Genomic DNA, 24,422 nt, shown 5'->3' on the forward strand with positions numbered 1-24,422 from the left:
CCCCAGATTTTTGCGGTCTTTACGTTTATCTTGAACGACTACCAAAAAGAAAGTGCCTGGGCAGATGTTCTTCCCAGGCACTCCCTTTATTTAAGAAACTTTAGTTTCTTCAGGCCTTGTTACGCTTACGAGCAGCAAGGCCAAGAACACCAGCAGCAATCAAACCTGTTGCTACCATTCCAGCAACACCAAGATCTAGACCTGTCCTAGCAAGACCAGATTTCTTAGAGTCTTCGAACTTTGGACTTGGAACAACCTTCGGAGCTTCTGGAGTCTTCGGCTCTTCCGGCTTAGTCGGAGTATCTGGCGTCTTCTCTCGTTCGTCCTGCATCACAACAACAGAATTCTTAGCAAGAGTCCACTTATCCCCAGCCTTGATCTCAACCATGCCATTAGCATGATCCTTATCAAAACCAACACGGAACGTAATAGCCTCAGCCTTCATAAAACCAAGCGGAGCCTGATCTTCAACAAGAGTGTAAACACCCGGCTCAAGAGCAAAAGTTTCAGGCGTACCAGTCGAAGTCCACGACTTCACAACCTCACCATCAGCCTTCTCACCCTTAACAACCTTCAAGGAAGCACCCTTAAGCTCATCACCTTGACCAGCAACAACCTTCGAGAACACAACCGAAGCAGTCTTAGCCTTATCCTGCATCACAACAACAGAATTCTTAGCAAGAGTCCACTTATCCCCAGCCTTGATCTCAACCATGCCATTAGCATGATCCTTATCAAAACCAACACGGAACGTAATAGCCTCAGCCTTCATAAAACCAAGCGGAGCCTGATCTTCAACAAGAGTGTAGACACCCGGCTCAAGAGCAAAAGTTTCAGGCGTACCAGTCGAAGTCCACGACTTCACAACCTCACCATCAGCCTTCTCACCCTTAACAACCTTCAAGGAAGCACCCTTAAGCTCATCACCTTGACCAGCAACAACCTTCGAGAACACAACCGAAGCAGTCTTAGCCTTATCCTGCGGTACAATTACCTTGTCAATCATTTCCACAACTGGAATAACCGATTGTGGATTCATCCAAGTACCTATGAAATTTTGATATTCAATGTTATTGGTCACATAGAAAGGCACGCGAGAATCTTCTGGAAGTTCAGAATCGCTCACAGCATATTGAATGAGTTTTTCATACGCTTCTTTGATTTTTACGTTTTCAGGCTTCAGAATTCCAAAAAATCCATGAGCTTCATTCTCATTTAGCTTTGCAATTTCCTCAAGCCCAAAAGAATCAGAGAAGTTATAAATCGCTAACTGTGTGATAGTACGGAAAGCCGCTGGAGTTAATTCATCTCCAAACTTCATCGCATTCTTCGGATAACCTGCGTAGATGACACGTTGGATTGCCTCGCCAAACTTTAGTGGATCTTCAATCCGCGGTTTGTGCGCATATCCTTTCATAGATTTTTGATCGTACTCTGCCTTAAACTTCGGCTCAACTTTATCCCACGCATTAACGCTTTCTCCATAGTCATAGGATTCCATTGGAGCTTTGCGGTTGACATTAAAACAGTAAATTACTTCATCGCCATCAACTGACTCGTTCTTTTTATCATGATCAATATAATAGAACTTACCAAAAGGTGTACCTTTCCACGAAGTACTTTCATCGTTGAAATCACTATAAGCTCTGAAAGGCGTGGCATCTACAGGAACAAGCTTAGTTGTTTCAGACCAACGATCTCCATTCTTGAGAAAAACCTTGCCACTTTCGTTTTTGAACACAATGTTTTCAGCTTTATCAAAACCCTCAGGAGCATTCTTCTCGACCAGAGTGTAACTACCTTCATCGAGTTCCACGTCTATCACAGGTCCAGAAATCCACGTCTTTATAGCAACAATATCGCCCGGTACTTCCTGACTATATTCACCTTTATAGAGAGCCAATTCAGCATTTTTTAACTCTTGAGCAGTCGCACCTTCAGCAAACTTACTGATTCGAATCTTCTTTTTTCCTGCAGAGTTAGGTTTCGGCACTTCAGCATTACGCTTGTTGTAAACATTGATGGCGGTGTTTTCAGTCTTCACATACTTTGATCCAGTATCTGCAAGTGTGACTTTTCCATCATCATTCACTTCTAGCATGTTTAGTGGAGTCTTCAAACCCGAGTCTGGAAGTACATAACCGCCAGCAATTTTAGTTTCATAAAGAAGATACGCACCAGGCTTCAACCAGATTTTTTGCGCTGTATCGCTTGTATCCCATTGGTGAATATTAGTGCCGACCCCTTCTAGCGAAGTCTTAACACCTGCCTTTTTATTCTGATCTTGAATTTTTAGACCTGCACCAATAACTGGAACGTTATTATCCATATCAAGTTTTTTAAAGGAAAACTCGAAGAACTTCTCACCTTCACCTTCGCCAGGTTTTACTGGCTTCGGCTTGACAGATTCACCAACTTCATTTACAAATTCCGTCGAAATCAAATTCTGCCACTGTTTATATCCTTCATTAGGGACGTTATTAAGCGGTTCATAGACACTTAGCTTCAGCTCCGTTGGAACTTTCTGAGGCTTAATTTTTGTATTAAAATAATCAAACTCTTGAGCTTCCCCAATAAGAACCTTGTAGATCTTCGCTGTGGTGTCATTTTGACTTGCTAAAGGTGAATCATAACCGTCAGTAATATGCCACACAGCATGCTGTGTGGCACTAGTGAAGGCTTGAATATTGTCGATGGCTCCAGCATCTTTTAGACCCATCGCATCATTCGGGTAACCATTCCACAAGGCAAACATCAGCCTAGAATTCAAAGAAGATTTATCACCGTCCGTATACCTGGCAAAGTCAGATGTAGCATCCTGCTTAGCGTATTGCGGAAACTCTTTTTTACCTGTATTCGAATTCAGACGCTCTTTAACAGGCGGTCTTTCTTTATGAAGGTTAACACAGTAAACAGGTTTCCCTTCCTCCTTTCCCACCTCTCGCATAAAGAACTGGTTAGTACTTTCTTTTTCAGTTCCAATTTGATAGGCCTCGTATAGATCCGCATCAGCAGCAATCGCTCTCAACGGCCCGAACACCAACGCTACAATGGCTGCAACAAAGATGAACGAACTTTTGAAAACATCACCAAACCTCGACTTCGCGTCAAGCTTCGCGTTCATTTTCACATCTCATTTCTTTTATATACAGATGGCAAAACATCTCCTAAAATTACGATACCAATTATCTTTTTCACTTTTAAGCTTTGTGACTAATTCGTATTTTTATGCAACTATTAATGACATTTATTACTTTTAATCCATTTCACATAACTTACATTTAAACGAAAACAACACCGATGCACACGTCTTACATCAATAGATAGTTACTATTTAAAACTTAAAAGAAGAGTAATCTCTCGACCATTATCGCTTTCTTAGTAGGGGCTGTACCAAAAGCCTTGTGATTGACGAGGGATGGATTTCGGATTTTCCGGGATTCGTCCCTCGTCTTTTTGTTGTTTATGGGCATGTTTCCTACCGTTGTTTTCGTTGATTTTTCGGGGTTTTAAGGTAAAATTAGGGTAGTGGAGGAGGTTAATGTGGACCATCGTTTTAAGCCCGTGATGCAGCATCAACCATTGTTGCTACCCCCAGATGTTTGTGACTTGATCGCCCCTGATGCTCTTGTCCGAGTCATTGATCAGCTAGTCGATCACGTCGACCGTGATTTACTGGATCGGTTGTATCCCGGAGGCGGAGCACCTGCATATGACCCAGTGATGATGCTCAAGGTCGTCTTGTACAGCTATGCCAGTGGCATCTACTCTTCCCGAGACATCGCTAAGGCCACTAGGCAAGATTTACACGCCATGTGACTCACTGGACTGGCACCGATTTCGCATAACACGATTAACCGGTTCCGTTCTTCGCGTATCGAGCCAGTGTTTGAAGAAATTTTCACCCAAACAATCATGGTTTTAGCTCAAAGTGGATATATTGACTTGTCGACGTATTTCCTTGACGGGACAAAGATCGAAGCCAACGCTAATAAGTACTCCTTCGTATGGTCGACATCTATAGCACGGTATAAGAGCAAGCTCCAAGAAAAATCCATGCTCACCTTGCCGCGATCGATGAGCTTAACGCTGATGAGGATTTCGATTTACCAACACCAACTGAGATCGACTCGGTGGTGATGGACCAAGCAGTAGCTCGTATTAATGAGTATTTGAGTACTCACCCAAAAGATCGGTCCCTGAAAAAGACAAAACGTCTTGTGGAAAAACAACGGGGCCCAAAACTTAGCGAATACGAGACTAAAGAACGCATCGCTGGCTCGCGCGGATCGTATTCAAAAACAGATACCGATGCCACGTTCATGCGAATGAAGGATGACCACATGGGAAATGGTCAGCTCAAAGCTGCCTACAACATCCAAGTTGGTACCTCCGGGCAATATATTATCGACGCCACGATCCATCAACGTCCTGGCGATACTGCCTGCGCTATTGTGAACATTTCGAGCACCTGAAATCCCAGCTTGGTGCCTTGCCCACAACGATTATTGCTGATGCTGGATACGGTTCAGAACAAAACTATGCTTACCTTGACCAGCACAAGGTACGGGCATTGGTTAAACACGCCGAGTTCTACCGGTGAATGAAAAATAAGAAATGGTGCGATGACCCATTCCGGAGCGCGAACTGGCCCTATGATCACGACACCGATACATATCAATGCCCTAACCACCAGACACTGACATATCAACGCGCTTAACATAAAACAAGCGACCTTGGATATGCGACAAGCACTCGAATATACCAGTGCCTCTCGTGTCAAGAGAGCCCTGTCAAATCCAGATGCACAAACTCAAAGCGACCCGGATTGTGTAAAATCATCGCTGTCAATCCCACCAGGGAAGCCTACAAAGACAAAGCCACCGCAGATCTACGCACCGATAGCGGTAAACACCTTCGTAAGCAACGAGCTGTCGATGTTGAGACCGTTTTTGGCGACATTAAACGTAACTATCACTTCACAAGGTTCACACTACGAGGTAAACCAAAAGTCACCACAGAATTCCGGTGGATCGCTCTAGGACACAACCTCAGAAAAGTCCACCACCACAACACCAAAGCAGAACAAGAAAAGGAAAACACCAACAACTAGCCCGCACATCCAGCCCATGCCACCGCCTAGCCACCCCGACCACCCGCAACACAAACAAAAGTGGTCGGGAACATCCAAAGACCTTCCCGACCACTCCTCAAGGACTACTGATACAGCCCCCTTAGGATTCCTATGTTCACCGACTACGTCTAATAGCGCCTCCAGCAGCGATCAAACCAACGGCAATCAGCCCTATCCCACCAATAGAAATGCCCGTTTTAGCTAAATTATTCTCTTTAGTTTTATGTCTGGTTTCATGAACAGACTTGGGCTTTTCTGGTGTAGGGGTTGGCTTAGGAGCTGGGCTAGGATCCGATGGCCCAGGAGTCGGAGCCATCTCTGCCTTATCCACGACAAACGTCACTAGTGCAACATCTCTGGAACCGTCCGTGTATACAACATCAATAGTGCCTTGATAATGTCCCGGCTTCGCATCACCAGCCAAAATGAGATCCCCTGACGTTTTATCCACAGATGCAAATGCAGGCATCTCCCGGGCAGTAAACGTTGTCCCCTCAGGAAGAGCAAGAAGTTTCGCATACTGGAGCGATACCCGTTTTTCTTCTCCTTGCTTAAGCGAAACCGGTTCGTATCCAGGCGAATAAATATCTGCCATAGTCGGCTTAGCTTCCTTTTGATCAGACACAACAGAAACTAATGCGCCATCCTTGATGGTCCATTCTTGCGTCGTCACATTCCCAGCGGTATCAGTTAGCTTCGTGACGAAGATTCCCTCCTGAGCAGGAAGTTCTCTCCACTGGACGATAGAGTCCGATTTCGGATGTGATTCCCACTGAGATTTAATAGTATCTCCTCGTAGGTGAACAGTTTTAGCAGTTTCCTTTCCATCCTTGTCACGCCAATTCACTTCTAGACCCGCCCAATCAGTTGTAGACGGATTAAAGAAACGATACTTCCCACCTTCAATCTTCAAATCAGAATCAGGCAACGGCCGAGCGAGACTATCCGCGCTATCAGCACGCACAGACACGCCATACGAAAGACTCTGCGGACGAACCGTCACATCGACGGGATATCCCTCTCGTACAGGTATTGATACAGTTGCCTTTCCACTCGCACACGGAACTACCGACGAAAAATCATTCAACTGCCCTGATTCACGATGCTGTAAATGAGCAACAACAAGACATGGATCGTCGTCAGAAATCTGGCTTCCGTCCCACGAAACGGTCAGACTTTCTTTACCCTCAGCAACCGTGCGCAAGGCTTCCGTTCCCTTAATCTTGTTCGCAGCAACAGATACTTCCGCTACCTCACGCGATGCCACCGCGAGTCCCCGCGGAGCTTTCGTCATATCGACGGGAATATCAACCGGATCAGAGAACTGGCCGTCTGCACCCACGGCCTGAACGCGATATGTCACTTTGCCAATCGGAGCTTTCTTCACATAGACAAGGTGCGAAAAACCTTCATAGAGATGCGACTCTCCAGTTTCTTCAAGAGCCGTCACGCGATAATTAACCACGTCACCATACTCAGCCTTGTCCCACGAAAGCACCAGCTGACCATCGTCATAAACCCGGTCAATCTTGACTCCAGAAGGAGCGTCAGGCTTACCTGCTCCGCTCGTCAGTGAAAGCGAACCCAGGTTCAGCTGATAATCCTTCGCGTCCTCGAAGCGCAAGCCGATTGAAGTAGCGGTTTTACCAGCAAATTTGCTCAAATCGACGTTGGATATGTTCCACGTCCCCCGAAGAATATTCGTTACTGGAATAATTTCTTCCTTCGAATCGGCAAACTGCACAACCAGCGATACCTTCGCAGTCGATGACGACGCCTGCTGCGTAACTAGATTCAGTTGAGATTTATCCGTTATGTTCACGTGCGTCTTGAACAAATTCAGTGTGGCGGGCTTCGACGACGATCCGTGAATAGCCAAGGAGCTTCCGCCATCGTAGGCGCCTATCGCCTTAAATGGGAGCGGAACCTCCGTGCGGCCATCTTTGGCAAACCGCTTCTCCGTATCACCCAAATCCCAATCGGCGGTAAGGGAAACGTTCGAATCCTCGCTCTCAACCCACCACTGCCACGACGGAAGGATCGACTGAGAATCCATATTCGCCCACTGCTCTGAGGATGTCAGTTGTCCGCGACTCCACCACTGAAGTCCACGGCCGATATTGAAATTCGTGCTAAATGAGTTCCCCCGAATAACCGACCTAGCAGGAACAAAATCAGCAACTCCGCCCCATTCCATCTGGGAAGAAGACGTTACATCGTCAATTTTTGCTTTGCTCCCGAACTCGGCCTTCGCAGGGTTTTTCGCACCGCCAGAAAAATACAGACGCTGGCGAGCATCAACCATCCACTGGAAACCGTCACGCTGATGAACCGGATTGGTAGGGTCGCTTATGTTCTTAAAATCATCATCGAGCCCTCGATGGTAATAGTCCGACGGCGTGAACAGCGCGATCGAAGCTGTCGGGGAATGATTATCCGTCGAAGTATATAGACCGGGAATATCCTTTGCCGTTGTGTGTTTATTAGTGAGCTGCGCCTGGTTAGCTTCTACACCGAAAAAGACACGCTTATGCGGATCGTAGCCCTTCTCTTTAGCTTTTTCGGCAATACCTTTTGCGGACGAACTATTCCACCGATAGTTAAGGAATACGGAATCCATAACTTTATCATCGCCCAAGCCAGTCCACTTTTCTTTATGGCTATCCCAGTTAGCGCCGATATTTGAATACCACTGTGTATAGAGACCTTGTCGAGTCAAGTACTGCATTAGAGGCCGGAGCTCTTCAGATTCTGAACCAAGATTCCCTTCTTCTTCGTTCAAGAAGTAACCGTCATAGCCGTAATATTTGGCCATCTCTACAAGCTGTTTCGCAATCCGATACTCTTTGCTGTCTTTATCTTTTTCGAAGGCTTCTCGATATGTTAATGCCGGCCGAAAAGCCGGATCGAAGTAGATAGTGGCAATAGATTTTACGCCATTACGATGAGCGGCATTTGTCCATGCCGGATTGGGGATGTCAACAATTCCGAATTCGAACCCGCGCTGCTGCCATTTGCTAGTTTTTGGATCGTAGAGGGCTCGAGGTGTCCCTACGGATGCTGACCCGTGCCATGGGCTCCAATAATCAGCATACTGCCAGAATTGTAATGTGTGCTGGTTAGCATCATTATTTGCTCGAAAATTGTCAAAGAACGAGTTGCCGTAATCGCCTTGCATAAGCATGATTTCAGCTTTTCCATCAAGGTTCGGGTCCGCCTGGGTTGTAGGATCGTGATCTATCCGTTTTTGGAGCGGGACATCTGCTCTAAGAAAGGGAGCATAGGGGTCTGTTTCTGGGCTCCAGTCGCGAACGTCCTGCAACCGGTGCCCCATATTCTTCGGTTGCGCAGTACCGACTTCCTTATCGCCCGTGTTATAAACCGTATCTGCGGCATAAGCAGGTGCAGCAATTAACCCTAATGCTATGGCCAAAGAAGCGGCAAGAGTCTTTGGTATTATCCTATGTGTGTGGCGCTGCGGAGAATGCATACCTTGATCCTTTCGTCGTTGAACATCAAGTGTGAAATACACTCCACCAGACTAAAACGCTTTAGTCAAGGGCTTTTCAGCGACTACTCCAGTAATTTTTTGCGAAAAATTTTCCATGCCAATGTCATCCACCACTCCAGCACACCAGCCTCACACCTCACGCCAGCCATCTACACACCACCCACCTACTACACCACCACATAAAAAGTATCCCCGCCTACCCGGCGGGGATACGTGATCTACTATGTTCCTAAGCTAGTTCACTCAGCAACAACAGCAATCTTGATGTTTGCAACCACGTCAGCGTGAAGCTTGACCTGGCCGGTGTATTCGCCAACCGACTTGATGTTGGTGTGGAGATTAACCGAGCGGCGATCAACTGGCTTGCCAGCTACTTCAGATGCCACAACAGCGACATCGGCGGTAGAGACAGCACCGAAGAGACGGCCGTTAGCACCGGCAGTCTTAGCGATCGTCAAAACGTTGGATTCGAGTGCTTCACGGATTTCGCGTGCTGCTTCGATGTCCTCGGTTGCGCGCTTGCGGCGGGATTCTGCGATCTGATCGATCTGACGCTGAGCGCCCTTGGTCCACACGGTGGCGTAGCCACGTGGGAGAAGGAAGTTGCGTGCGTAGCCGTCCTTAACGACGACGACTTCGCCAGCTGCACCCAAGTTCTCAACTTCGTGAGTGAGGATAATCTTCATAATGTAATCGTTTCCTCTCTCGATCAGCGAGCGGAGCTCGTGTATGGAAGAAGAGCCATTTCGCGTGCGTTCTTGACTGCACGTGCGATCTGACGCTGCTCCTGGACGGTCACGCCGGTCACTCGGCGGGAGCGGATCTTACCGCGGTCCGAGATGAACTTGCGTAGGGTTGCGGTGTCCTTGTAGTCGACAACCTCAATTTTGGCTGCCTTCAACGGGTTGGACTTCTTCTTTGGCTTGCGCAATACAGGCTTTGCCATTGTGATTCCTCTTTCGATTATTAGGTAGCTGGAGAGTAACTTCGGCTACCCCAAAAAGTCTTAGAACGGCGGGGCATCGTCAAACGACGAACCGCCGGCTGGTGCCTGGCCCCATGGATCGTATGCGGATCCACCGGCCGGGGCATCGTAGGAAGCGCGGCCTTGTTGCTGGCCACCTCCCTGGTTGTATCCACCTTGGTTGAAACCTCCACGGTTGCCGTTGCCTTGTGTACGGTTCACCTGCGCGGTGGCGTATCGCAAGGATGGCCCTACTTCGTCTACCTGCATTTCAATGGATGTACCTTGCGATCCATCCTGACGCTGGTAGTTGCGTACCTGCAGTTTTCCGGTCACAACAACTCGCATACCTTTGGATAGCGATTCGGTGACGTTTTCTGCGTATTCGCGCCAGACTGAGCAACGAACGAACATGGCTTCGCCATCTTCCCATTCGTTTGTTTGGCGGTTCAGGTTACGCGGAGTAGATGCCACGGTAAACGAGGCGACAGGCGTGCCCGAGCCAACGTACTTGAGTTCTGGATCTGCGGTGAGATTTCCGACGACGGTGATAATCGGTTCGCCAGCCATGGTTTACTCCGGTTTCTCTTAGTCTTCGGTGGTGGTAACTGGCTCGTAGCGGAGGAGCTTGGTGCGCATGATCGACTCGTTGAGGCCGAGCTGGCGGTCAAGTTCCTGAGCGGTAGCCGGGGTAGCGGTCATGTAGACCACAACGTAGATACCTTCGGACTTCTTGTTAATCGAGTAAGCGAGGCGACGCTTACCGAGGATGTCCACGTTATCGAGGGTGCCACCCTCTGCTGGGACAACGGCGAGCAGCTTCTCAAGTGTTCCCTGGAGAGTACGCTCATCGGTTTCAGGATCGAGGATGATCATCATCTCGTACTGACGCATGTGTACCCACCTCCTTTGGACTATTGCGGTCATGGTCTTTCCATGACAGGAGGGTCATGCTGTGCGCATTGGACGCACTGAACATAAGAATACCGGATTTTATGCAATAACGCCGTGCGGTATCGGCCACACGGCGTTATTGTTCCGGTCACGTTAGTGAGCTTTATTCGTTGACTTTTCCAGGTGGTTCCGGAAGAGGAATTCCAGGGTCTTCCCCGCCTGGCAGTCCCGGATCGGCTGGCTTCTCTTCAGGTTTGTCTGGCTGGAGTGGGACGGATGGTTCTGGAAGGCTTGGCGCTGGAATGGTTGGTTCTGGAGCCGGTTTTTCTTCTTTTGGCTTTTCTTCCTTTTCTTCTTCCTTTTTTGGCGCAGGTGCAGGCCGTGGGAATTTCTTGCTGAGGATCGTCTGCGCGTTCGGGAATTTCACTTTTTCGACGCCGTCAAGGATGGTAGAGAAGTACTTGAAGGCGATCTTTTGTGGCCAGGTTGCGCCGGTAACGAGGTCAACACCGCCGAATGGGGTGATGTCTTGTTCGCTTCCGTCGTCGCCTACTTGATACATGTCGACGACGGTCACCAGATTTGGCGTGTAGGTTGCCACCCAAGCGGATCGCGGACCGGTGGAGGTTCCGGTTTTGGCTGCGATATCGCGGTGGAAGGAGGAGAGTGTGGAGGCGGTTCCGTAGGGTGCCACGCCGCCTTGGAGTACGTAGGAGGCGAGTGTGGTGACGTCTTCGGGAAGGACTCGCTTTGCGGAGGTATCGCCTTTGTAGACGACCTTTCCGCGCGCGTCCTTTACTTCACGAACGATGTGGACGTTGTTGAGTCGTTGCCCGCCGTTGGCAAGCGTGGAGAGTGCTCGGGACATTTCTTTGGCGGTTGGTGCGGCGGATCCGAGGATGTTTCCGACTGCGTTATCGAGGCCAACGAGGTCTTGTGGGAGTCCGAGTTCGACTGCCATGGCGGCAGTTGAGCTTGGCCCGATTTTTTCGTTGAGTTTGATGAAGCCGGTATTGACGGAGTATGCAGCCATGTCGCGCATGTTGAGGTGCCCGTAGGAGGAGTTTCCGAAGTTATGGAAGGTGAGCTCGGTTCCTGGAACGGTGTAGGAGGCAGGCGATGAGTAGGTTTGGTACGGGGAGATTCCTGCTTTGAGTGCGGCGGCTACGCCGAACACTTTGAATACGGATCCTGCCTGCGCACGATCTTGGGTGGCGCTGTTTTGCTGCCGTGCCGCAAAATCGCGCCCGCCGTACATGGCCAGTGTTTCGCCTGTTTGTGGATCAACGGACATCATGCCAACGTGGTTGTTGGCTGGCCGATCTTCTGGGAGTGCGTTGACTGCGTCAACGGCTGCTTGCTGCTTGCCGGCGTCGATCGTGGTGACGATCGTGTAGCCGCCGCGATCGAGTTGTTCTTCGGTGAATCCGCCAAGTTTGGTGAGTTCGTTACGTACTTCTTGGAGGATATAACCGTTGGTTCCGCTGAAGTCAGATTGGCCGCTTCCTGGTTCGATTGTTTCTGGGAAGGTGGCCGCGTCGGCGTCGGCTTGAGTGATCCATTCATCTTCTACCATCCGGCGTAGAACGCGCTGGAATTTGGTGGCGGATGTTTCTGGATCAACAGCCGGATCCCACACGGATGGTGCCGGGATGACTGCCGCGAGTAGTGCGGATTGTGCGAGGGTTAGATCTTTGGCGCTGACTCCGTAGTATTTTTGTGCAGCGGATTCGATGCCGTAGGCTCCACGCCCGAAGTAGATCGTGTTGAGGTAGCTGTTGAGGATGTGATCCTTAGGCTGTTCGCGATCAATTTTGATGGCCAGGATGGCTTCGCGTATCTTCCCAGCGATCGATGAGTTTTGCCCGGTGTAGTAGCGTTCTGCATACTGTTGGGTGAGCGTGGATCCACCTTGGGTTGGGTTGCCTTGGATGTTGTTCCACAGTGCACGGAGGATGCCTTTTGGATCGATTCCGTTGTTGTTGTAGAAGCCACGGTCTTCTGATGATATGACGGCGTGTTGGACGTGTGGCGATATTTCGCTCAGCTCTACCGATTTGCGGTCTGCTTCTGCGAATTTGCCGAGTTTTTGGGTGGCGTCGCCGTAGTAAACGTTGGTCGCTTGAGCAAGCGCAAAATCGTCTGGTTCTGGCACGTCGATCGCCGCGTAGAGTCCGAAGAAGGCGCCGATCCCGAGTGCAATGGATGCGAAAAGGGATCCGAGCATGAAGCGCCAGGAGGGGAGCCAGCGATGGATTTTTCCGTAACCAGCGCGGGGATAGTTCCAGCCTCGTTTGCGGGGCTGTTTGGTTGTTTTCTTTGTAGTCACGATGGTTAGCTTTCTTTCTTCGGTGTCCGCTTCAGTTGCCTGCTGATCGCTTCGAGTTTGGGCTGGTAATGGAGCCGTGCTTTGCGTTCGAGTTCGGTGAAGGGGTTGAGAAATTCTGGGAACGTATCGTCGTGTGGTGTTTCCGTGTCGTAGTAGCCGTCACGACGGCGCCGGGCGGCTTCGTTTTCAGAAACGAGGTAGACGTCGAGCCACCGGGTTCGAGGGTCTGAATCGACGAAGAGTGCTTTGAAGAAGAGTGTGAGTGGGACTGCGAGGATGGATCCGAGCATACCCACGATTGAGGTCCAGACAACCAGTGAGAAGAAGGTGACGGATGGGGAGAGTCCCACGATATCGCCGGTTAGTTTTGGCTGGATGAACGTTTGGATGACGACGTTGATTACGGTGTAGGCCACGAATACCCACATCATTGTTTGCCAGCCAGAATCGAGGAGGCCGATGAGCATGGGTGGGATAACGCCGATCACAAATCCGATGTTTGGCACGTAGTTGGTGATGAAGGCCCAGTATGCCCAGGTCCAGGCTAGTGGGATACTCATCCATTCGAGCACGAGCCCGTCGATAAAGGCAACGACAAGGCCGAATACTGTGGTAACGATCCAGTAGTGGCGGACGCGTTTTTCGAAGCCGCGTAGTGCTTCGCCCATGTTCCAGTGGTCTTTGTTGATGATGTGGGCACGGGAGCGGGTCACGGTGGTGTCGATGGTGAGGAAGAAGGCGGCGATGGCCACAATGGAGAGCAGACCACCGAAGGAGAATAGTGTGCCAACCAGGCTGAATGTCCATGACACGATCGAGTTAACGTTAACTTGGCTGGCGTAGGATGCCAAATCTTTCGTGTTAATTCCTTGGGTTTGTAGCCATTGGAGGAATCCGTACATGGTGGATTCAAACTTGCTGGAGTATTCCACCACCATGTCTGGCACTGGGGTAAGTGACCAGACTGTGATGCCGAGGAGCCCTGCGATGAGCGTGAGTGTGAGCACAAGTGTTGTGAGGGACGCTAGCCAGGATGGAGCCCGGTGACGCATAAGCCATTGCCCGAGTGGGCGTAACGCAAGCACGAGTGTGAATGCGAGGAAGAGTGGCGTGAATACGTCAGCAACTGAATGTATGCCGATTCCTACCACAGTGATCAAGGCGAGTACGGCGAGGATCATGAAACCGTTGGTTTCGATGTCGTGGTTAACCTCGTCGGCTTCCACACCGGACTTCTGTTCTTGGCTCACGCTGACCTCCTTTTAGCAACAAGAGCACGTATCTACACACGTGCTCTCATTGTGCCAAAATCACGGGCTTACTGCTGTGAAGTAAGCACCATCTGGCGGTAAATCATAGCGATCATGCTGTATGCGATCGCGCATCCGCAACAGACGTATGGGGACCATCCGGTAATAGGGAGTACTGCCGCTGCGAGCACGCATGCACCTACGAAAGCTGCATTGAACAGCATGTCATATAAGGAAAAAGCCCGGCCACGGTACGTATCGTCGGTGTCTCGTTGCACGATTGTATCCACTGCAATCTTGGCTCCTTGGATTCCGAGCCCAAGGACGCCAAACGCAATCAACATCACTGGAAGCCGATAGCTAAACATCCACAAGATCTGGGAAAAAGCGCCCATACCGAGACACACGATGATCCAATCGTGAGAACTCATACGGCGGTGTGCTAACGGAGTCACCACGATCGCTAACGCCTTACCAACGAAGGACATGGCCATAACCGTGCCAAAAATGACGATTCCCGACTTCGGATTATCCGGATCTGCCAGCAAGTTTCGGCTGATCAACAACACCATCATCATCGATATTCCGTAGATCAGGCGGTGAGCCGCCATGACACCGAGCGCAAGCGCCGGTGTTTTGCGGCTCACCACATGGCTAACACCATCCGCAAGTTGGCGAAGAATGTGGACGATGTTCCACTTCCGAATCTCGGTTGGCCCGAGTGAACGCGTAGCCATCGTGGCTGCTGTGAAGCCGGCCGCAGCGCAGCACAGCGCCGCCAGAATCAATGATGTGACGTGCTGCCAGGGGCCGGCTGGCAACGTAGCTGAAAGGATTAAGCCAATAAGTGCACCCACCAGCGCGGCGATCGAACCCACGGTTGGAATAATCGAGTTCGCTACCACCAGGAGGCGTTCTGGGAGCGTGTGCGGGAGGCCGGCAGAGAGCGCGGCCAAGATGAATCTGTTCACACCCAACACGATCAACGCACCGAGGAAGACGATTTTTGTTTGCGGCGCAATTACAACGGCCACGGCCAGAAGGCCCATAATCACTGCACGGGTCAGGTTCCCCACCATGAGGATTGATCGCCTATTCCAGCGGTCCAGCAACGGGCCAACGAACGGCACAACCACCGTGAATGGCAACAGAAGTACGGCGAATGCTAACGCCACCTCAATCGGAGTGCCCGCATGGTAGGGGCTAAAAAGCACAAGGGTGGCCATGCCAGCCTGAAACAATCCGTCTGCCGTTTGCGAAATCAGGCGGATGGATAGTAGCCGCCCGAAGTTCGGATACGGCAACATATGTTTAATCAATGCGATGGGATGGCGCTTGCTTGGTTTCTCATCAATCATATCGGTGTCTCTAAGGACACCCTTAATTTCAGTCACGTAAACAGATCACTTTCACTTGCTATACGAAGCATTGAGAAATGTTACCCTGTTTCCCACATCACCGCATTGGTCACATAAAGGATTAAGCGTCTCTATCTTCCCACCAGGCTAGCAAACGGCGAGCAGCCTCTTCTTCACCCAGAGGCCCCTCCTCCATCCGCAGTTCAAGCAAGAACTTGTACGCCTTACCAACTTCTGGACCAGGAGTAAGGCCCAACAGCTCCATAATCTTTCCGCCGTCAAGATCCGGACGAATCGCATCCACTTCCTCCTGCTCTTTAAGCAGTGCAATGCGTTCTTCCAGATCATCCATGCCAGCAGCCAGCCACTGCGCCTTCCGGCGATTACGCGTGGTCACATCCGCACGAGTCAGCCGATTCAACCGCTCTAACTGCGGCCCAGCATCAGTCACATACCGGCGCACAGCAGAATCCGACCACCGCTGTTCACCATATCCATGGAACCGCAAATGAAGCTCCACCAACCGAGCCACAGCCTTCGTCGTCGCCTTATCAAAACGCAACGCCTTCATACGCTTCGCAGCCATCCGCGCGCCCACAATATCGTGCGCATGGAACGTAACAGAACCATCCGATTCATAACGGCGCGTGGCAGGCTTACCAATATCATGCATCAACGCAGCAAAACGAAGAATAAAATCAGGGCGCGGAACCGCGCCATCGGCGTCAGTCTCCAACGCAATCGCCTGATCCAACACAGTCAACGTATGCGTGTACACATCCTTATGGCGGCCGTGCTCATCAACCGTATCCTGCAAATTAGACAACTCCGGCAACACAATATCCGCCACGCCAGTCTCAACCAGCAGCTCCAAACCCTTACGCGGATGCGGAGAAATCATCAACCGGTGCAACTCAGCCTGCACGCGCTCAACCGAAACGATCTCCAAACGCGACGCCATCTCAGTCATCGCCTCACGAACATCGTCCGCCACATCAAAACCCAGCTGGGCTGCAAAGCGAGCGGCACGCATGATACGCAACGGATCATCATCGAAACTCTGGCGCGCAGTCACAGGCGTACGCAACACGCCCGCCACCAGATCATCCAACCCGCCCGTGGTGTCCGCCAGCTCCATCGACGGAAGGCGAATCGCCATCGCATTCACCGTGAAATCGCGGCGTGTCACGTCCCCCTCAAGCGAATCGCCATAATGAACGCCCGGCTTACGCGACTCAGCATCGTACTCCTCTGCACGATACGTTGTGACTTCTACCACAAGACCGTCGCGAGAAGCGCCAATCGTGCCGAACTCACGTCCAATATCCCAGTGCGCCCCACCCCACGAAGCCAACAACTCCTCGGTCTCATCAGGCCGAGCAGACGTAGTGAAATCATAATCATGAATAGGCAAGCCCAACAGCGCATCGCGAACCGGACCGCCCACCATTGCCAATTCATGGCCGTTACGTGCGAAAATAGATCCTAGTTCAAGAATTGCCTTAGGTAACTCACTCAAGCGCTTATGTGCCTGAGTTAGTAGCCGGGCACGCTGATTAAGGTCAGTGTCCGTCGTCGTCGTTTGAGAATTGAATACAGAATCGCTTGAAGTCACCCTCCTAGAGTGCCACGAAAAGCGTTCCCAACGCATATTCTCAGGCGGCTGTGAAGTAGAAGTTATGTCGCGAAAATATCCGGCTCCGCCAGCACACGGACCGCGCAGAACCAATTCCGCGCGGCGTTCACCCCTGCCCATTGTGAACGAAACCTCAGCCGGCGGCGTCATCATCTCAGTGCGTGACGGCCACGCCTACGTCGCCGTCATCGCCCGCCGAAACCGTGGCGGACGCCTCGAATGGTGCCTCCCCAAAGGCCACCTCGAAGGAACCGAAACCGCAGAACAAGCCGCCGTACGCGAAATATCCGAAGAAACGGGCATACACGGCCACGTCCTACGCCACCTCGCATCCATCGACTACTGGTTCTCCGGCCACGATCGCCGCGTCCACAAAGTCGTCCACCACTTCCTCCTCGAAGCCCTCCACGGCACACTCACCGTAGAAAACGATCCAGATCACGAAGCAGAAATGGTGGAATGGGTACGCATCGATCGCGTCTCCACCCGCCTGGCCTACCCAAACGAACGTAGAATCGTAGGCGTGGCACGCACCCTCCTGGAGAAATAATGAACACACACATCCTTCGGTCAGTACTCGCAGCACTCCTTGCCGCCACGTTCAGCCCTCTAGCCTTCGCAGCTGAAAACGAAGCTGCCACTGGCCAAGCCAGCATCACCATCGAATCTGTAGGCGAACCCACACTCGCACCCGATCACGATCTCACCCTCACCGTAGCCATCGCCAACCCCACTAAAAGCCCACTAGATATCACCGGGCTTACCGTAAAATCCCAAATATGGCCCGCCACCCACGCCTCCCACGTCAGTGCTTGGATGGCCGGCGAAACCCACGGCTACACACTCCAAGAAGAGTCCACAGAACTCACCATCCCTGCAGGTCAAACCATTAAAAAGACCATCACTGTTCCACGCGCGAACATCACCTGGTCCAGCACCGCCTACGCCTGGGGACCACGCGGAATCGAAATCGAAGCAAACACCGGGAAAGATGCGGCGCTTACGGACCGCTCGTTCGTCGTCGTCACCCCAAACACCGAACTCCCCCGCACGCAATTCACCACGATCCTGCCCATCACCAACGCGCAACCCCAAACCGCGCTCAGCGGATACGATCTGATCGCCCACGCGCTCACCACCGATCATCAAGCCATCCCCACCGGTGGAACCGCCGGAAGCAGCGCCTACCTGTGGGATATCCCCGGCATCACCGCCGTCAGCGACCCCAACGTGCCCATCTCCGCCCCCTTCAAAAATGCGGAACTCCACGCACTCCCAGCCTTCGATGCAGATCTCGCCGCCCTCACCCATGCCGGCGCAACCGATCGCATCCCCACTTTCACCCGCAGCGCTGCCCCAGACATATTCGTACCCGCCGGCCCCACCGATCTAGCCACATTGCGCGCCGTACGCGCCGCAGGAATCCCAGCCGCAATCGTGCCAGACTCCCAGCTCACGCCTGCAATCCCGCAACTCTTCACAGCCCACGCGCATACCGGCATCACCATCGATGGCTCGATCATGCCCATCCTCACCGCGGATACCACGCTCTCCAACGCCATCTCCGGCACGCTCACCAACAACGATCAACAGATCCGCCTTGATGCACTGGACCGCCGGCAAACCGCCCTGGCCATGTCTGCGATCCTCTACCGGCAACAGCCAAACAATCAGCGCGCAGTTGTGGCGCTGCTTGATCGGGGTGCGAGCACGCGCGCCGATGCCGTCACCACCCGCGATATCGTGACAGCCCTTGTAAACGCCCCATGGAACGAAGCCAGTAGCGTATCGAAGATACTCGCTACTCCTGCTACCGGGTACGAGTTTGAGGATTTGCCGGAGTCCCAGGTGGCACCAGGTGAATTGGATGCGGCCGGGTTGGCTCAGTACGATGCGGCGGTGGCCGCGGTACATAATTTGGCATCGATTTTCGGTTCGCCGGACGATTTGGGGATGTCTGTTGATTCGTATTCGGCGCAGTTTTTGGGCACCCAGTGGCGTTGGTTCCCGGCCCAGCGTGCGGAGTTCGTGAAGGCGCTTGGTTTTGTGGATAAGAGTTTGCTTCGGATTGAAGCATCGTCCACGATTAATTTGATTTCTGAGAGTTCGGCGCTGCCGATTCACGTGACGAACGGGTACGATTTCCCAGTTGAAGTAACAGTCACGTTACGCACGCCCGATTCGCGGTTGCGCGCGCTTTCACCCACGAAAGTGACTGTTCCGGCGAAGAGCACCGCACAGGCCATGGTTCCAGTTGAAGCGTGGGGTTCTGGCGATTTGGATATTGAAGCACGGTTGTCTAACGACGCCGGTTTGACCGTTGGCGAGTCTTCTTCCGTTCACGTTCGGGTACGTGCTAATTGGGAAAATTGGGGCACCTTGATTGTTGCTGGGCTTGTTGGTGGTTTGTTCTTGGCTGGCGTTGTGAAGTCAATTCGGAAGGGGCGCCGTTCCCAGCCAGTCGATCCACAGGAAGCAGGCAAGGCTATTAAGGAACGTGCAGAGAATGCCAGCAAGCCACTTTCTCCCGATGCAGAGTAGAATTTATCTGTAGTGGGTGGTTTCACCTTTGTTTGAAGGAGGCGTCTGTGGGCAATTCTTACGCTTATGCAGGGAAGCGTATTGCTGATCGTTTTGAGCTTGCTTTTCCGGCGTCCAGGCAGGATCTTCCGCATGCTTCTGTGTGGCTGGCTCGGGATACTGCTCGTTCTGTTCAGGTTCGCGCGATCGTGATTGATCCTGAATTTGATGCTATGGATCAGGTTCTTGATGCTGCCCGGCGAACTGCGTACGTTCATAACAACGGCGATTCGGCATTCACCTCCACGATCGTTCCTCTGATTTCTCTTGTGGATGATGCTACGGATCATGCTGTAATCACGGATCTTCCTTTTGGCTACCCCTTGTCTGAGTTGATCGCTGAAGGGCCGGTAGCTCCTGAACTGGTTCGGTCGATCATCGGTGAAGTGACGTCCGCGCTCAATTCTGCGCGGCATCAACGGATCTGGCACCTGGCGCTAACTCCAGAGGACGTCTTTATTACTGACGCCGGCAAGGTCATTATTGACGGCTATGGAATCAAGGCCGCTTTGCTTGGGGTTTCTACCGATCAAGAACCTAGCGTTTTGGATCATTATGAAGCCAGTGGAATTATCAACACGATGGCGGAGCTACTCTTAGGGAGAAATGTTTCACGTGAAACATTTACAGAGGTCGATTCTGAGCTCGTGAATGAAGCCGCTCTTATCCCTGGTCTTTCAGCAGAAATCCTCAGCGCTCTCACATCATCTTCCATTTCTCAATCGCTCACGCCTAACAGCATTCTTTTGAATTTGGTTCCGTGGAACCCCATCGACACCTCCAACATTCCGTCATTCACTCCTGTTGTTCCGGGCGCCGGTGAAGTTCCAATCGATCCGCTTGGATCTGTCCCTGCGCCCGACGAACATTCCAACTTCATTTCCGTTACTTTCCCAAAGATTTTCGACGACGCTGCGTCCATCAGCGAACCTCACCCAGAGGACACCGCTGAGGCACCCGTGGCGCTTGAACAAGAGGCCGCGTCTGATATTGCTACGGAACCTGAGGAAACCACAGATTCCAACGTGAACACGGAACCCGATGTTGCGGCAGAATCTGAGGGCTCCACACGTCCCGCCGAAACACTCGAAGAAGCCGCAGATAAAGTAGATACCATCCTTGGTGTCACCAACGATCACTCTCTATCAGACATAACCGAATGGCCGAAGACTGGCGTTGCTACTGCGGAACCAGAACCAGAACCAGAACCAGAACCAGAACCAGAGTCAATCACTCCAACTCCGCTTCCGTCTACTCCAGAACCAGTCCACACTGCTCCCACCCCACAACCTCCTGCCTTCACCCCTCAATCACGCCCTGAACTCACAGTTGTAAAACCGCAACAATCCGCAAGTGTTCCAACACAGCCAAAGCAACTGAAAAAGACGGACACATCGTCTAGTTCGTCGCGGTTCGTCATTGTGGTTCTCACAGGAATCGTATTTGTGGCAGCAATACTTGGCCTCACTGGGCTTTTTCAACCACTCAAAGACGTCAATGTAGCCCCACCAAAGCCACACAGCCAGCAGCAGGAAGTACAGAAAGAGAAACAGTTTCAGCCACCAGCAATCGAATCAGCACATATTGTCGATCCCGATTCAGCCAAATATTTCTCTGATCCAGAAACGCCAAACTATCCAGATCGTGTTCCATTAACAATCGACGGGGATCCAAAAACTCGTTGGGAAACCTGGTATTTCAACGAACCAGGCATGGGTGCAATCTCCGGTATCGGCGTTCACGTAACTCTCAAAAAAGAAACGCAAGTCTCCGGCGTCGTCCTGAATATTGCAGGAAAAGGTGGCCTGCTTCACGTCAAAACCGGGAACGATCCAAAGTCGGGAGAACTTCTGTATGAAGGACCAGTTGACGAAACAACAAAGCTCACTTTCGAACAAAAACCAGTGACAAAAGATCTCCTCTTCTGGTTCACGGAACTGCCTGTTGATCACTCACAGCGCAACCGTCTTTCCCTGGCTGAGATTTCAGTGGAATAATACAACGTAAAATTAAAAGACTTATGTCCCAAGTAAAGAGGTACTCATGAGCACTATCCACGACGTCATCATCGTAGGTTCGGGCCCCGCAGGATGGACCGCCGCAACATACACCGGCCGCGCCGGACTTTCCCCACTCGTACTTGCGGGAACTCTCGAAGCCGGAGGTGCTCTTATGAACACCACCGAAGTTGAAAACTTCCCAGGCTGGCCAGAACCAATCCTTGGCCCTGAGCTGATGATGCGTATGCAGCAGCAGGCTGAACGCTTCGGTGCCCAGGTTCGCTACGAAGATGCAATTTCGTGCGATCTCGCATCTGACATCAAAACTGTGACAACAGCCGATGCCACCTACCAGGCAAAGACTGTCATCCTCGCTCTCGGGTCCGAATACCGCAAGCTCGGTCTAGAAGGGGAAGCTACCTTTTCAGGTAAGGGCGTTTCCTACTGTGCAACATGCGATGGCTTCTTCTTTAAAGGCAAGGAAATCGCTGTTGTTGGCGGCGGAGATTCCGCTGTTACGGAAGCTATTTTCCTTTCACGTTTCGGTTCAACCGTCCACGTGATTCACCGCCGTGATGAGCTCCGGGCCTCTAAGGTGATGGCAAACCGGATCGAAGAGATCGAAAACATCAAGGTGCACTGGAATTCCAAAGTTGCTGAGATTCATGGATCTGGCGGCCTGGAAGCTCTCACGCTTGAAGATACGGTTACTGGTGAAACGTCAGAACTCCCAGTTTCTGGTTTGTTTGTTGCGATCGGCCACAAGCCACGGAGCGGTATGCTTGATGGTCAAGTTGATCTGGACGATCACGGTTATATTGTGGTTGATTCGCCGTCGGCTAAGACGTCACTTCCAGGTGTTTTTGCTTGTGGCGACGTGGTTGACTCCACGTACCAGCAGGCAGTTACTGCTGCTGGTACAGGCTGTGTAGCGGCACTCGACGCCGAGGCGTACCTTATTCGTATGGAGGCCGAAGCCGCCGCTCAATGATGAGCGAGCATTGCGGCATTGAACCGCGATTCTTCACGGCGCCCTGGTCTCTCCAGGGCGCCCAGCTGAAGCGAATCTTTGATGAAGTCACGCACGATATCGAGCTTCATCTTTTACATGACTTGCCTGAGTTAGCGGGGATACCTTTCCACTCTGACCGTCGTTAATGTTGCGATGTTTCACGTGAAACGGAAACTCACGGCATTAAAAAGATCCCCACAATCCAATTATCAATACAAGGCCACATCCTTCTCACGCTTATAGGAGCGCGACCAAAGCTGGCCTTACGCAGTGAACTCTTCACCGCTTTAGAGACGCACAGTAAGCACTGCTGTGCAACAAAGGAGTAATTATGGCAGAACATCAGGATGGCAGCATCAATATCCTCACGTCCGCCGCTGTCACCGCTGCCAGTGGTAACCGCACTGACGGCGATGAGCGCAGTGACGACACCGCAGATAATGCTTCAACTTTTCACCCGCTCGTCCCACACGCTGACGAAGAAATGTGGGGGCATGCTTATTCGAGCCGCGCATTAAACACGAAACAATCAGAAACACGATCGCTATTCGCTGTGGTGAACCGACCTGAAGTCGTCTCACTCGCTGGAGGTATGCCAAATATTGCAGGATTACCACTCGACTTTTTAGCCGACATGACGGCGCGCCTTGTTCGTCAACGAGGCACAGAATTACTCCAATATGGCGGTGGCCAAGGAGAACGTGAGCTCCGCGAGCAGATCGTTCACTTGCTAGGACAAGAAGGTGTTCACGCTTCCCCGGATCAAATCACCGTGACCACGGGTTCCCAAGCGGCACTCGATATCGTCACTCAGGTACTCGTGAACCCTGGCGATACAATCGTTGCCGAAGCGCCATCATATGTTGGTGCTTTAGGCGTTTTTGCCGCTCACGAAGCTAATGTTGTGCACGTTCCTATGGACGATAATGGATTGATTCCTGAGGAACTTGAACGTACGCTCACACAGCTTGAATCTGAAGGAACACAAGCAAAATTTATCTACACCGTTCCTAACTTTCACAATCCTGGTGGAGTATGTTTATCGATCGAACGGCGCCCACAGATCGTCAATATTGCACGCAGGCACCGAGTGGTCATCCTTGAAGATAATCCTTATGGCATGCTTGGATTCGATGATCAAACGAACCGTGCACTCTATAACTGGAACCCCGATGGCATCATCTATCTGGGATCGTTTTCTAAAATCTTCGCGCCAGGATATCGAGTTGGATGGGCACTAGCTAGTGACGAACTTACTGCTCGTTTAGTGCTTGCGAATGAGAATGCGGTGCTCTCCCCAACTAAAGTTGGCCAGCTATCGATCGCTGAATATCTTCGTACATATGATTGGCTTGGCCAAATTAAAGAGTACCGAGTAATGTATTGTGAACGCCGGAATGCCATGAATGTAGCTCTGAGCAAGTATCTTCCTCAATGTGAATGGACTGTTCCCGGCGGTGGCTTCTACTTCTGGGTGAAACTTCCTGAAGGTATCAATGCACGGCACATGTTACCGCGAGCAGTAGATAACGGAGTAGCTTATGTTTCCGGTACCGCCTTCTATGCTGACGGCACCGGGGCTGACCACATACGCCTATCGTTCTGCTATCCAACTCCAGAACAGATCACTGAGGGTATTAGGCGACTCTCTAAAACGATAGAAGCAGAGATGTTCCGCTTGAATGACTAAAAGACATTCTGCTGGACGACTAAGAGGCGTTCCATTTGAATGACTAGACGTCTTTCTTAAGTGA

Annotated in this window: 17 protein-coding genes and 1 pseudogene; 8 read left to right on the top strand and 10 right to left on the bottom strand. The window is 51.4% G+C overall.

The genetic code is table 11. The features are described 5' to 3' along the window. Window positions 1-109: 109 nt before the first annotated feature. The gene (locus ARCH_RS09020) at window positions 110-3,124 is read right to left on the bottom strand and encodes a Cys-Gln thioester bond-forming surface protein (RefSeq protein WP_013170959.1); all 3,015 of its coding nucleotides are present in this window, start codon (window positions 3,122-3,124) and stop codon (window positions 110-112) included. Between the two features lie 443 nt (window positions 3,125-3,567). Between ARCH_RS09020 and ARCH_RS10570 the strand changes: the two genes are divergently transcribed. The 3 genes and pseudogenes from ARCH_RS10570 to ARCH_RS10575 form a co-directional block, all read left to right on the top strand. After that, window positions 3,568-3,819: a transposase gene (locus tag ARCH_RS10570; protein ID WP_389401101.1), complete on the top strand. Its 252-nt coding sequence runs from the start codon at window positions 3,568-3,570 to the stop codon at window positions 3,817-3,819. Window positions 3,820-4,220: 401 nt separating this feature from the next. Then, entirely contained in the window at window positions 4,221-4,475 is a 255-nt protein-coding gene (locus ARCH_RS09515) for a hypothetical protein (RefSeq protein ID WP_148214505.1), read from the top strand. 272 nt (window positions 4,476-4,747) lie between these two features. Then, window positions 4,748-5,113, top strand: a pseudogene (locus ARCH_RS10575) (transposase); the annotation flags it as partial. A gap of 136 nt (window positions 5,114-5,249) precedes the next feature. On the opposite strand, the gene ARCH_RS09820 reads toward ARCH_RS10575, so the two are convergent. The 9 genes from ARCH_RS09820 to ARCH_RS09070 form a co-directional block, all read right to left on the bottom strand. Next, window positions 5,250-8,624 carry an endo-beta-N-acetylglucosaminidase gene (locus ARCH_RS09820; protein ID WP_013170960.1) on the bottom strand — a complete coding sequence of 1,125 codons (3,375 nt, stop codon included), beginning with the start codon at window positions 8,622-8,624 and terminating at the stop codon, window positions 5,250-5,252. Window positions 8,625-8,884: 260 nt separating this feature from the next. Further along, window positions 8,885-9,331 carry a 50S ribosomal protein L9 gene (gene rplI / locus ARCH_RS09035; RefSeq protein ID WP_013170961.1) on the bottom strand — a complete coding sequence of 149 codons (447 nt, stop codon included), beginning with the start codon at window positions 9,329-9,331 and terminating at the stop codon, window positions 8,885-8,887. Between the two features lie 23 nt (window positions 9,332-9,354). Further along, window positions 9,355-9,591: a 30S ribosomal protein S18 gene (rpsR, locus tag ARCH_RS09040; RefSeq protein ID WP_013170962.1), complete on the bottom strand. Its 237-nt coding sequence runs from the start codon at window positions 9,589-9,591 to the stop codon at window positions 9,355-9,357. A gap of 60 nt (window positions 9,592-9,651) precedes the next feature. Beyond that, window positions 9,652-10,179, bottom strand: coding sequence for a single-stranded DNA-binding protein (locus ARCH_RS09045; protein WP_013170963.1), 528 nt, complete (start codon window positions 10,177-10,179; stop codon window positions 9,652-9,654). A gap of 18 nt (window positions 10,180-10,197) precedes the next feature. Next, entirely contained in the window at window positions 10,198-10,503 is a 306-nt protein-coding gene (rpsF, locus tag ARCH_RS09050) for a 30S ribosomal protein S6 (protein ID WP_013170964.1), read from the bottom strand. Between the two features lie 163 nt (window positions 10,504-10,666). Continuing rightward, window positions 10,667-12,832 (bottom strand): transglycosylase domain-containing protein, encoded by a 2,166-nt coding sequence (locus tag ARCH_RS09055; protein ID WP_013170965.1) that lies wholly within the window; start codon window positions 12,830-12,832, stop codon window positions 10,667-10,669. A gap of 5 nt (window positions 12,833-12,837) precedes the next feature. Next, window positions 12,838-14,082, bottom strand: a complete 1,245-nt coding sequence (locus ARCH_RS09060) for an AI-2E family transporter (protein ID WP_013170966.1) — start codon at window positions 14,080-14,082, stop codon at window positions 12,838-12,840. Window positions 14,083-14,150: 68 nt separating this feature from the next. After that, entirely contained in the window at window positions 14,151-15,440 is a 1,290-nt protein-coding gene (locus ARCH_RS09065) for an MFS transporter (protein ID WP_049765876.1), read from the bottom strand. Window positions 15,441-15,561: 121 nt separating this feature from the next. Then, window positions 15,562-17,055, bottom strand: a complete 1,494-nt coding sequence (locus tag ARCH_RS09070) for a CCA tRNA nucleotidyltransferase (RefSeq protein WP_013170968.1) — start codon at window positions 17,053-17,055, stop codon at window positions 15,562-15,564. 64 nt (window positions 17,056-17,119) lie between these two features. Here ARCH_RS09070 and ARCH_RS09075 point away from each other — a divergent pair, with 64 nt between their 5' ends. The 5 genes from ARCH_RS09075 (at window position 17,120) to ARCH_RS09095 (ending at window position 24,358) form a co-directional block, all read left to right on the top strand. Beyond that, window positions 17,120-17,626, top strand: a complete 507-nt coding sequence (locus ARCH_RS09075) for an NUDIX hydrolase (protein WP_013170969.1) — start codon at window positions 17,120-17,122, stop codon at window positions 17,624-17,626. Next, entirely contained in the window at window positions 17,626-19,617 is a 1,992-nt protein-coding gene (locus tag ARCH_RS09080) for a DUF6049 family protein (RefSeq protein WP_013170970.1), read from the top strand. Before ARCH_RS09075 ends, ARCH_RS09080 begins: the two co-directional genes overlap by 1 nt. A gap of 47 nt (window positions 19,618-19,664) precedes the next feature. Further along, window positions 19,665-21,653: a protein kinase family protein gene (locus tag ARCH_RS09085; RefSeq protein ID WP_013170971.1), complete on the top strand. Its 1,989-nt coding sequence runs from the start codon at window positions 19,665-19,667 to the stop codon at window positions 21,651-21,653. 46 nt (window positions 21,654-21,699) lie between these two features. After that, window positions 21,700-22,647, top strand: coding sequence for a thioredoxin-disulfide reductase (gene trxB / locus ARCH_RS09090; RefSeq protein WP_013170972.1), 948 nt, complete (start codon window positions 21,700-21,702; stop codon window positions 22,645-22,647). Between the two features lie 352 nt (window positions 22,648-22,999). Then, on the top strand, window positions 23,000-24,358 hold the full coding sequence (locus ARCH_RS09095; protein WP_013170974.1) for an aminotransferase-like domain-containing protein: 1,359 nt from the start codon (window positions 23,000-23,002) through the stop codon (window positions 24,356-24,358). Window positions 24,359-24,422: the final 64 nt, after the last annotated feature.

It is taken from the genome of Arcanobacterium haemolyticum DSM 20595 (assembly GCF_000092365.1).
Taxonomy (GTDB): domain Bacteria; phylum Actinomycetota; class Actinomycetes; order Actinomycetales; family Actinomycetaceae; genus Arcanobacterium; species Arcanobacterium haemolyticum.

What these genes read in the sequence shown, in the direction of transcription:
- ARCH_RS09020 (WP_013170959.1), bottom strand. Translation starts at nt 3,124, where the DNA reads ATGAACGCGAAGCTTGACGCGAAGTCGAGGTTTGGTGATGTTTTCAAA.
- ARCH_RS10570 (WP_389401101.1), top strand. Translation starts at nt 3,568, where the DNA reads ATGCAGCATCAACCATTGTTGCTACCCCCAGATGTTTGTGACTTGATC.
- ARCH_RS09820 (WP_013170960.1), bottom strand. Translation starts at nt 8,624, where the DNA reads ATGCATTCTCCGCAGCGCCACACACATAGGATAATACCAAAGACTCTT.
- rplI (WP_013170961.1), bottom strand. Translation starts at nt 9,331, where the DNA reads ATGAAGATTATCCTCACTCACGAAGTTGAGAACTTGGGTGCAGCTGGC.
- rpsR (WP_013170962.1), bottom strand. Translation starts at nt 9,591, where the DNA reads ATGGCAAAGCCTGTATTGCGCAAGCCAAAGAAGAAGTCCAACCCGTTG.
- ARCH_RS09045 (WP_013170963.1), bottom strand. Translation starts at nt 10,179, where the DNA reads ATGGCTGGCGAACCGATTATCACCGTCGTCGGAAATCTCACCGCAGAT.
- rpsF (WP_013170964.1), bottom strand. Translation starts at nt 10,503, where the DNA reads ATGCGTCAGTACGAGATGATGATCATCCTCGATCCTGAAACCGATGAG.
- ARCH_RS09065 (WP_049765876.1), bottom strand. Translation starts at nt 15,440, where the DNA reads ATGATTGATGAGAAACCAAGCAAGCGCCATCCCATCGCATTGATTAAA.
- ARCH_RS09075 (WP_013170969.1), top strand. Translation starts at nt 17,120, where the DNA reads ATGTCGCGAAAATATCCGGCTCCGCCAGCACACGGACCGCGCAGAACC.
- ARCH_RS09080 (WP_013170970.1), top strand. Translation starts at nt 17,626, where the DNA reads ATGAACACACACATCCTTCGGTCAGTACTCGCAGCACTCCTTGCCGCC.
- trxB (WP_013170972.1), top strand. Translation starts at nt 21,700, where the DNA reads ATGAGCACTATCCACGACGTCATCATCGTAGGTTCGGGCCCCGCAGGA.
- ARCH_RS09095 (WP_013170974.1), top strand. Translation starts at nt 23,000, where the DNA reads ATGGCAGAACATCAGGATGGCAGCATCAATATCCTCACGTCCGCCGCT.